Source organism: Streptosporangium sp. NPDC049376 (assembly GCF_044466505.1).
Classification (GTDB): Bacteria; Actinomycetota; Actinomycetes; order Streptosporangiales; family Streptosporangiaceae; genus Streptosporangium.
The window spans coordinates 42,373-51,904 of sequence record NZ_JBITMT010000028.1; the positions used below are offsets into that span (position 1 = coordinate 42,373).

The 9,532-nt window shown below is 73.1% G+C and carries 1 protein-coding gene; it reads left to right on the forward strand.

The annotated features are described in order from the left end of the window. The first annotated feature begins 26 nt into the window (after positions 1-26). Positions 27-9,503, forward strand: a complete 9,477-nt coding sequence (locus ACIBVQ_RS37275) for an amino acid adenylation domain-containing protein (protein ID WP_399183430.1) — start codon at positions 27-29, stop codon at positions 9,501-9,503. The last annotated feature ends 29 nt before the right edge of the window (positions 9,504-9,532 follow it).

The following is a 9,532-nucleotide window of genomic DNA, read 5'->3' on the forward strand; positions in this document are numbered from 1 at the left end:
CCCGGATCGAGCTAGGAGTCCCGGACATGGACAACCCGACGGTGCCCGCCCGCGAGAACTCCCCCGCCGTCCGCCCCGACCCGGCGAACCCGGCCGACCTGCTCGATCTGTTCGCCGGATGGGTGCGGCGCGACCCCGGCCGGACGGCCGTATCCGTCGCGCCGCCCCCCGGTAGCGGACCGGACGGCAACGGGCGGTACGGCGACGGATCACTCAGTTACGGTGAGCTCGACGCGCTGGCCGATCGACTCGCCCGCCGCCTGCGCGCGCTCGGCGCGGGCGCCGACACGCTGGTCGCCGTGTACGCGGAACGCGGCCCCGACCTCGTCGTCTCCCTGCTCGGGGTGTTGAAGGCGGGGGCCGCGTACCTGCCGCTCGACCCTGACCTCCCGGCAGGCCGTCTCTCCCTCGTCGTCGGCGACTCCGGTGCCCCCGTCATCGTCACCCAGCGCCACCTGCGTGAACGGCTGCCCGTCACCGCCGCCCAGGTGTTGTGCGCCGACGACGCCCCGGGGCGGGAGCCGGACGAACACCGCGCGCTCGTACGGCCCGCCCGGCGGGAGAATCTGGCGTACGCGATCTACACCTCCGGGTCCACGGGCCGGCCGAAGGGCGTGCTGGTCGAGCGGCGGCAGCTCGCGGCGTACCTGGCCTGCTGCCTGCGCGACTACCCGAGCCTGGCGGGAACCGCCACGCTGCACTCGTCGGTGTCGTTCGACCTGTCGGTGACGACGCTGTGGGGGCCGCTCGCGGCGGGCGGACGCGTCCATGTCGCCCCGCTCGACACCACGTCGGCCCAGCCGACGTTCCTGAAGATCACGCCAAGCCATCTGCCCCTGCTCGACGAGATGCCCGCCGACCGGTCGCCCACGGAAGACCTGGTGATCGGCGGCGAGGCCCTGTACGGCGAGGCACTCGAACGCCTGCGGGCCGCGTGTCCCACAACAGCGGTGATCAACGAGTACGGCCCCACGGAGACCACGGTCGGCTGCGTGGCCTTCCGCCTCGCCCCCGGCGACCGCTCCCCCGCCGGCCCGGTGCCGATCGGCCGCCCGATGCGCGGCGTCCGCGTTCATCTCCTCGGCCCCGACCTGAGCCCCGTGGGCGAGGGCGAACAGGGCGAGCTGTACGTCGCCGGCTCCGGCGTGGCCCGCGGCTACCACGGCCGCCCCGACGCCACGGCCGAGCGCTTCGTCGCCGACCCCTACGGGCCGCCGGGCGAGCGCATGTACCGTACCGGCGACCTGGCCCGCCTCCTGCCGACCGGCGACCTCGAATACCTCGGCCGTGCCGACGACCAGATCAAAATCCGAGGGCATCGGATCGAGCCGGGCGAGGTCGAGGCCGCGCTGTGCGGCCATCCGGGAGTGGCCGCCGCCGCGGTGACGGCGGCGGACGAGCGCCTGCTGGCGTACGTGGTCCCGGTCCACGAGCCGGGCCCGTCGCCCGAGCACCTGCGCGGGTTCCTCGCGCGCACGCTTCCCGAGTACATGATCCCTTCCGTGTTCGTCTCCCTGGAGCGGCTCCCGCTGGCCGCCAGCGGCAAGGTGGACCGGGCCACGCTGCCCGCGCCCAGCCGGGAGGACGGCGCGGACACCGGCTACACGGCGCCGCGCACCCACGAGGAGCGGGTGATCGCCGAGCTGTGGGCCGAGATGCTGGGGCTGGACCGGGTGGGTGTGAACGACGACTTCTTCACGCTCGGCGGCAACTCGCTGCTGGCCTTCCGCCTCGTCCGGCGTATCCGCGAGGCGCTGGGCACGGACCAGCCCGCCCTCTCCGTCTTCCGCAAACGAACCGTCGAGGCCCTGGCCGCCTCCCTCTCCACGAGCGCCACCGAACCGTCCCGCTCAGGCGGACCTCTGGACACGGAGCGTCCCACGGCGCGACCTGACGGGTCCAAGCCGGACGAAGCGCCCTCCCCGAACCGGCTCTCCCCTGGCGGGTCCGACGTCATCGTGCCGCTTCCATCCGGAGACCCGGCGCCGCTCTCCTTCGCGCAGCGGCGGTTCTGGTTCTTCCACGAGCACGATCCCGAGAGCGTCGAGTACAACGTCCGGTTCGGTTACCGGCTGCGCGGCCCGTTCGACGTCGAGGCGCTGCGTACGGCGCTGGGCGAGCTCATCGCCAGGCACGAGCCCCTGCGCACGGTCATCCGGTCCGTGCGGGGCGAACCGGTCCAGGTCGTACGGCCCGCGGACGACGTCGAGGTGCCGCTCTCGGTCACCGACGTGTCCGGGCTCGGGGAGGAAGAACTCAAGCGGCTGCTCCTGCGGGAGACGACCAGGCCGTTCGACCTGGCCGCCGGGCCGGTGCTGCGCATGACGCTGCTACGCAAGGCGGCCGACGACCACCTGCTGATGCTGAGCCTGCACCACAGCGTGATCGACGCCCTGTCGATGCGGATTCTGGCCGACGAACTCGGCCTGCTGTACGACGCCGCCAGGCACGGACGGCGCGCCGAGCTGCCGTCGTTGCCGATCCGGTACGCGGACTACGCCGCCTGGCAGCGCGACCGCTGGACCGACGAGCGGTTGGAGAGCCGGCTCGCCTACTGGCGCGAACGGCTCGACGGGATCACCCCGCTCGACCTGCCGGCGGACCGCCCCAGACCGGCCGTCCGCTCGTGGGCGGGGTCGGCGTACCGCTTCACCGTGCCCGCCGAGCTGGTGGCCGCGCTGGAACGGGTGGCGGCACGCAACGACGCGACGTTGTTCATGGCGCTGGTGGCGGCCTGTCAGCTCCTGCTCTCCCGCTACGCGGGGCAGAAGGACGTGGCGGTCGGCACCCCGGTGTCGGGCCGCGACCTGCCCGAGTTCGATCCGCTGATCGGTTGCTTCATCAACACGCTGGTGCTGCGCTCGACCGTGGACGAGCACGCCACGTTCGCCGCGCTGCTCGGCGAGGTACGCGAGAACGTGCTGAACGCGTTCGACAACCGGGACGTGCCGTTCGAGCGGCTGGTGAGCGAGTTGGGCGAGGACCGGGACCCGAGCAGGACGCCGCTGGTCCAGGCGATGGTGGCGCTGCAGAACGCCCCGCCCAAGGTGCCGAACTTCGGCGGCGTGCGTACCGAACGGCACGAGCTGCCGCACGTATCGTCGATCTTCGATCTCACGCTGGAGTTCGCCGAGCGGGAGGGCGAGGGCGACGGCGGGCTGGACGCGATGATCGAGTACAGCACGGACCTGTTCGAGCCCGCGACGGCCGAGCGCCTGGCCCGGCATCTGGTCTCGCTGCTGGAGTCCGTGACGGGCGCTCCCGGGCTGCCGATGACCCGTCTGCCGCTGAGCGGTGGCGCGACCGGCGGGCCGGTGACCGGTGCGCCGGGCGACCGGCGTCCCGTGCACGTTCGGTTCGAGGAGTGGGCACGGCGCACGCCGGACGCGGTGGCGGTGGAGTGGCGGGGCGGCCGGCTCACCTACGCCGAGCTGAACGAGCGCGCCGGCAGGCTCGCGGGCCACCTGGGCTCGCTGGGCGTCACACGCGGCGTGCCCGTGGTGGTGTGCATGGAACCGGGTGCGGCGATGGTGACGTCGGTGCTGGCCGTGCTCAAGGCGGGAGCGGCGTACGTACCGCTCGACCCTGGCACGCCACGCGACCGGCTGGCCTACGTGATGGCCGACACGAGGGCGCCGTTCGTGCTGTCCGACGTGGCCCGTGCGGGCGTCCGGGTGGTCCACCCCGGCGACGCCGGGGAGTCCACCGGCGGCGTCATCCCGAGCGTGACACCTGACGACCTGGCGTACGTGATCTACACGTCCGGCTCGTCGGGACGTCCCAAGGGGGTCATGATCGATCACCGAGGGCTGTCGGACCTGTGCACGTGGCATGTGGCGGCCTTCGAGGTGGGATCGCAGGACCGGGCCTCACAGGTGGCCTCGCCGGGGTTCGACGCGGCGGTGTGGGAGGTCTGGCCGTACCTGTGCGCGGGCGCGCGAGTGGCCTTCCCGGACCGGGACACGCTCGACGATCCCGACGCACTGGTGGAGTGGTTCGCCGCCGCGGGCACGACGATCTGCTTCCTGCCGACGCCTCGGCTGGAGACCGTGATCGACGTGCCGCAGATCGAGCGTACGAGCCTGCGTACGGTGCTGACCGGCGGGGACGTTCTGCGCCGCCGCCCACGGCCCGGCCTGCCGTTCCGCCTGGTCAACAACTACGGCCCGACGGAGACGACGGTGGTGGCCACGGCAGGCGAGGTCGGCCCCGATGGCGACGGGCTTCCCCCGATCGGCGTGCCGGTTACGGGCAGCGCCGGGTACGTGCTCGACGCCTACGCCAACCCCGTGCCCGTAGGCGTGCCGGGCGAGCTGTACGTGGCCGGTCCCGGCCTGGCCAGGGGGTACCTGAACCGGGCCGACCTGACCGCGGAACGGTTCGTGGCCGACCCGTTCGGGCCCGAGGGCGGGCGCATGTACCGTACCGGCGACCTGGTCCGGCGGCTGCCCGGCGGCGAGCTCGAATACCTGGGCCGCACCGACGACCAGGTGAAGATCCGTGGCATCCGCATGGAGCCGGGCGAGATCGAGGCCGTGCTGCAACGGTCCCCGTCGGTGGGCGGCGCGGTCGTGCTGCCGAACCGCGGGCGCGACCGGCTGACGGCCTACGTCATCCCGTCGGGCCGGGGCGAGCCCGACCCGGAAGGGCTACGGCGCTTCGCCGCCACTCTCCTGCCCGGCAGCATGGTGCCCGCCACGATCATGGTGTTGCCCGCGTTCCCGCTGACCGTGCGCGGCAAGGTGGACCGGGCCGCGTTGCCCGACCCCGGCGCGCCGGAGCGGGCAGGCACGTACGTGCCGCCGGAGGGCCCGGCGCAGCGGGAACTGGCCAGGATCTGGCGCGAGGTGCTGGGCGTCGAGAGAGTGGGCGCGCGGGACTCGTTCTTCGCGCTGGGCGGCGACTCCATCCTCGCCATCCAGACGGTGTCGAAGGCACGCGCCGCCGGACTGCGGTTCACCTCGCGTGACCTGTTCCGGTGGCAGACGGTCGAGGCGCTCGCCCCACACGTACAGCGGGCCGCCGAGCGTGTGGAGGAGGAGCCGGGCGACGTGACCGCGCCGCTCACCCCGATCCAGCACTTCCTGTACGACCGGTTCACCGTGCCCGGCGTGTTCCAGCAGTACGTGACCGCCGAACTGGACGAGAACGTGGACGCCGACGCGCTCGAATCCGCGGTGCGCGCCCTGGTCGAGCACCACGCGGCACTGCGTACCAGGCTTCGGGCAGGAACGCAGCGGACCGTGGAGGACACCGGACGCCTTCGGCGGGTAACGGTCGGCGGCGACACCCTCGCCTGCGAGATCGAGGCCGCGCACCGGAGCGTCGACGTCGAGAACGGCCCCGCGATGGTGGCCGTGCTGTTCACCGGGGCCGGGCGACCTCGGTTGCTGTTGAGCGCGCACCACCTCGTCGTGGACGGCGTGTCCTGGCGCGTGCTGCTCGATGACCTGAACACCGCCTACGGCCAGGCGGTCCGGGGCGAGCCGATCGATCTCGGCCCGCGCGGCACGTCGTTCGCGCGGTGGAGCAGGGCGCTGGCCGCCCACGCGGAGACCGGCGCGTTCGACGACGAGAGGCCCCACTGGGCGGACGTCGCCGCGCGCACGACGGCGATCCCCCTGGACCGTGCGGGCGCCGACACGGTGGCCTCGGGACGGCGGGTGACGGCCGCACTCGACGAGGACGTCACCCGGGCGCTGCTGCGCGACGTCCCCGACGTCTACCACACGGAGATCATCGAGGTGCTGCTCGCCGCGCTGGCCCGCACGGTCACCGACTGGACAGGACACGGGGATCTCGTGCTCGGCATGGAGGGCCACGGCCGGGAGGAGATCATCCCCGACGTCGACCTTTCGCGTACGACCGGCTGGTTCACCACGTACTTCCCGCTGGCGCTGACGATCCGGGACGCCGGCTGGAGTGAGCTGATCAAGGCCGTGAAGGAGCAGGTACGGGCCGTGCCGAAGCGCGGGCTCGGCTACGGCGTGCTGCGTTACCTGCGCGGCACCGTGCCGGACTGCCGTCCCGGGATCTGCTTCAACTACCTGGGCCGCTTCGACCCGCCGACGGGCGGCGGGCTCTACCGTGAGGTCGAGCCGATCGGCCTGTTCCAGGACCCGGGCGACAACCGGCCACACGCGATCGACGTGATCGGCGCGATCCGCGACGGACGGCTCGAACTGACGTGGGAGTACTCGTCAAACCTGCACGACGATGCCACCGTCGAGCGGCTGGCGGCCGATTTCGCCGCGAACGTCACCCGCCTCGTACGCCACTGCGCCGAACCCGACGCGGGCGGCCGTACCCCGTCGGACTACCCGCTGGCGCGCCTGGACCAGGCGGCCGTCGACCGGCTGGCGGGTACGGGCCGCGCCATCGCCGCCGTCTACCCGCTCACACCCACCCAGAACGGCATGCTGTACGACTGCCTGGCCTCCGGCGACGACCTCTACCTGGCGCAGTTCGAGATGGACGTCGACGACGTGGACGACCCCGAGGCACTGGCCATGGCCTGGCAGGCGGTGGTGGACCACACGCCGATCCTGCGCACGGGCCTGGCGTGGGAAGGTCTCGACACGCCCGTACAGATCGTGCGCCACCAGGCCGGGCTGCCGGTCACGCACCATGACTGGCGGGCTCTGCCTGCGGAGGAGCGGCGGGCCCGGCTGGCCGCACTGCTGGCCGCCGACAGGGCCGAGCCGCTCGACTTCGCCGAGCCGCCGCTGTGCAGGCTGGCGCTCATCCGCGTGTCGGACACCCGCGTCCACGTCGTGTGGACCCTGCACCACGTGCTGCTGGACGGCTGGAGCGTGCACCGGCTGCTGCCCGACGTGCTGTCGGCCCATACCGCGCTGCGCGAAGGCGTCACCTGGCGGCCCGAGCCGCGACGCCCGTTCGGCGACTACGTCGAGTGGCTTCTGTCCAGGGATCCGGCGGCGGACGAGGAGCATTGGCGCGCGGCCCTGGCCGGGTTCACCGCGCCGACGCCGCTCCCCTACGACCGGGTCCCCGCGCCGCGGTATCGGCCGAAGGCGGCCGAGCGCCTGCGTACCGGCCTGCCGTCCGAGGTCACCCGGCGGCTGGCCGCGTTTGCGGGTGAGGGCGGGCTGACGCTCAACACGCTCGTGCAGGGCGCGTGGTCCATCCTGCTGTCGCAGCACAGCGGCGAGCGGGAGGTGTGCTTCGGCGCCACGACGTCGGGCCGGCCGGAAGAGCTGGCCGGAGCCGAGTCCATGATCGGCATCTTCATCCAGACCCTGCCGGTGCGCGTGCTCGTGGACGGCGCGCGGCCGTTGCTGTCCTGGCTGAGCGAGTTGCAGCAGGCTCAGGCGCGGGCGCGCGGGCACGAGGCGGTCTCGCCGGCGCGGATCAGGTCGTGGACCGGGCTGCCGCCGGGCACCTCGCTGTTCGACAGCACGATCGCGTTCGAGAACTACCCGATCGAGGCGCGGGAGGCACGGCTGAGCGGCGTGGACGCCGCCGAGGCGAACGGCTACCCGCTCAGCCTGGTCGTCTACCCGGGCGACGAACTGGAGTTCGTGCTGCTCTACGACCAGGCGCTGTTCGACGAGGCGACCGTGCGGCGGCTGGGCGAAGGTCTGAAGGCCCTGCTGACCCAGATGGTGGCCCAGGCGGGGGCTCAGGTGGGGGCTCAGGTGGGAGCGCTGACCGCGCTCGATCCCGGCGAACGACGGAGGACGCTGGCCGAGTGGAACGACACGGCACGCGACTACCCCGAGCGCGCGGTGCACGAGCTGTTCTCCGAGCGGGCGCGTGCCATGCCGGACGCGGTGGCGCTGCGGGGGGACGGCGACCCCATCACCTACGCCGGGCTCGATCGCCGATCGGACGAGCTGGCCCGTGTCCTGTCCGGGGTGGGGGTGCGGCCGGGGTCGCGGGTGGCGATACTGCAGGCGCGTACGGCTGACGCGATCGTCTCGACGCTGGCGGTGCTCAAGGCGGGCGCCGCGTACGTGCCGCTGCACCCCGGCTTCCCGCCGGACCGCCTGCGCTGGATCCTGAACGACACCCGCTCGGCGGCCGTGCTCACCGATTCCGCGATGGCGGACAGGGCGGGTGAGCTCGGCGTGCCCGTCGTCCGGATCGGCGAGGAGCCCGCCGCCGACGGCCCGATCCCGGCGAGCACACCGCCCGACCAGCTCGCGTACGTGATGTACACCTCAGGCTCGACCGGCGAGCCCAAGGGCGTCGCGATCACCCACAGGGGCGTCGTCAGCCTGGCCTGGGACAGTCGGTGGCGGTCCGGGCACGAGCGTGTGCTGTTCCATTCTCCGCACGCCTTCGACGCGGCCACGTACGAGATGTGGGCGCCGCTGCTGACCGGCGGCCAGGTCGTGGTGGCCACGGGTGAGCTGGACGCGCAAGGGCTGCGGTCGCTGGTGGCCGAGCACGGCGTGACGGCGACGTTCGTCACGGCCGCGCTGTTCAAGCTGTTCGCCGAGGAGTCGCCGGAGTGCTTCGCCGGGATGCGTGAGGTGCTGGCGGGCGGCGACGCGGTCGCGCCCTCGGCGGTGTCGCGGGTCACGGCCCGCTGCCCGGGCACGCGGGTGCACAACGGGTACGGGCCGACGGAGACGACGACGTTCGCCCTCACCGGAGAGCTGACGCCTGAGCTGGCGCGGGCGGGGCTGGCTCCCATCGGGCGGCCGGTGGACAACACCCGTGCCTACGTGCTCGACCACAACCTGTCGCCCGTGCCCGTCGGCGCGCCGGGCGAGCTCTACCTCGCGGGCAGCGGCCTGGCCAGAGGGTACTTCGGCAGGGCCGGGCTGACGGCCGAGCGCTTCGTGGCCGACCCGTACGGGCCGCCCGGCGAGCGCATGTACCGCACGGGCGACCGGGTCAGGTGGACGGCGGACGGCGACCTGCACTTCCTCGGCCGGGTGGACGACCAGGTGAAGATCCGGGGGTTCCGCATCGAGCCGGGCGAGATCGAGTCCGCGCTGCTCGACCGTCCTGGTGTGGCCGAGGCCGTGGTCGTGGCCAGGGAGGGCTCGGGCGGGCGCAAGACGCTGGTCGCGTACGTGGTGCCCGCGGCCGGGCAGAAGCCGCGGGGTGAGGAGCTGGCGAAGGAGCTGGGCGCGCGGCTGCCGGCGTACATGGTGCCGTCGGCGTTCGTGTTCCTGGAGCGGCTGCCGCTCAACCGCAACGGCAAGGTCGACCGCGGCGCGCTGCCCGAGCCGCCGCGCGAGCCCGAGCGCGCGGGCGAGCACGTCGCGCCGCGCAACCCCACGGAGGAGGCGCTGTGCCGCATCTGGGAGCAGGTGCTCGGCCTGGACGAGATCGGCGCGCACGACGACTTCTTCATGCTCGGCGGTGACTCCATCTCAAGTCTGCGGGTGACGTCACGGATGCGCCCGGCCTTCGGGGTGAGTTTGTCCCCGGCCGACGTGTTCGTGGCGCCGACCGTGGCCGAGCTGTCCGAGCTGGTCCAGGACAGGATCCTGGACCAGCTCGAAGCGGCGGCGCGCGAGTCGTGAACGACTCACCCCTGCGCCGCCGTACCTGC

What these genes read in the sequence shown, in the direction of transcription:
- ACIBVQ_RS37275 (WP_399183430.1), top strand. Translation starts at nt 27, where the DNA reads ATGGACAACCCGACGGTGCCCGCCCGCGAGAACTCCCCCGCCGTCCGC.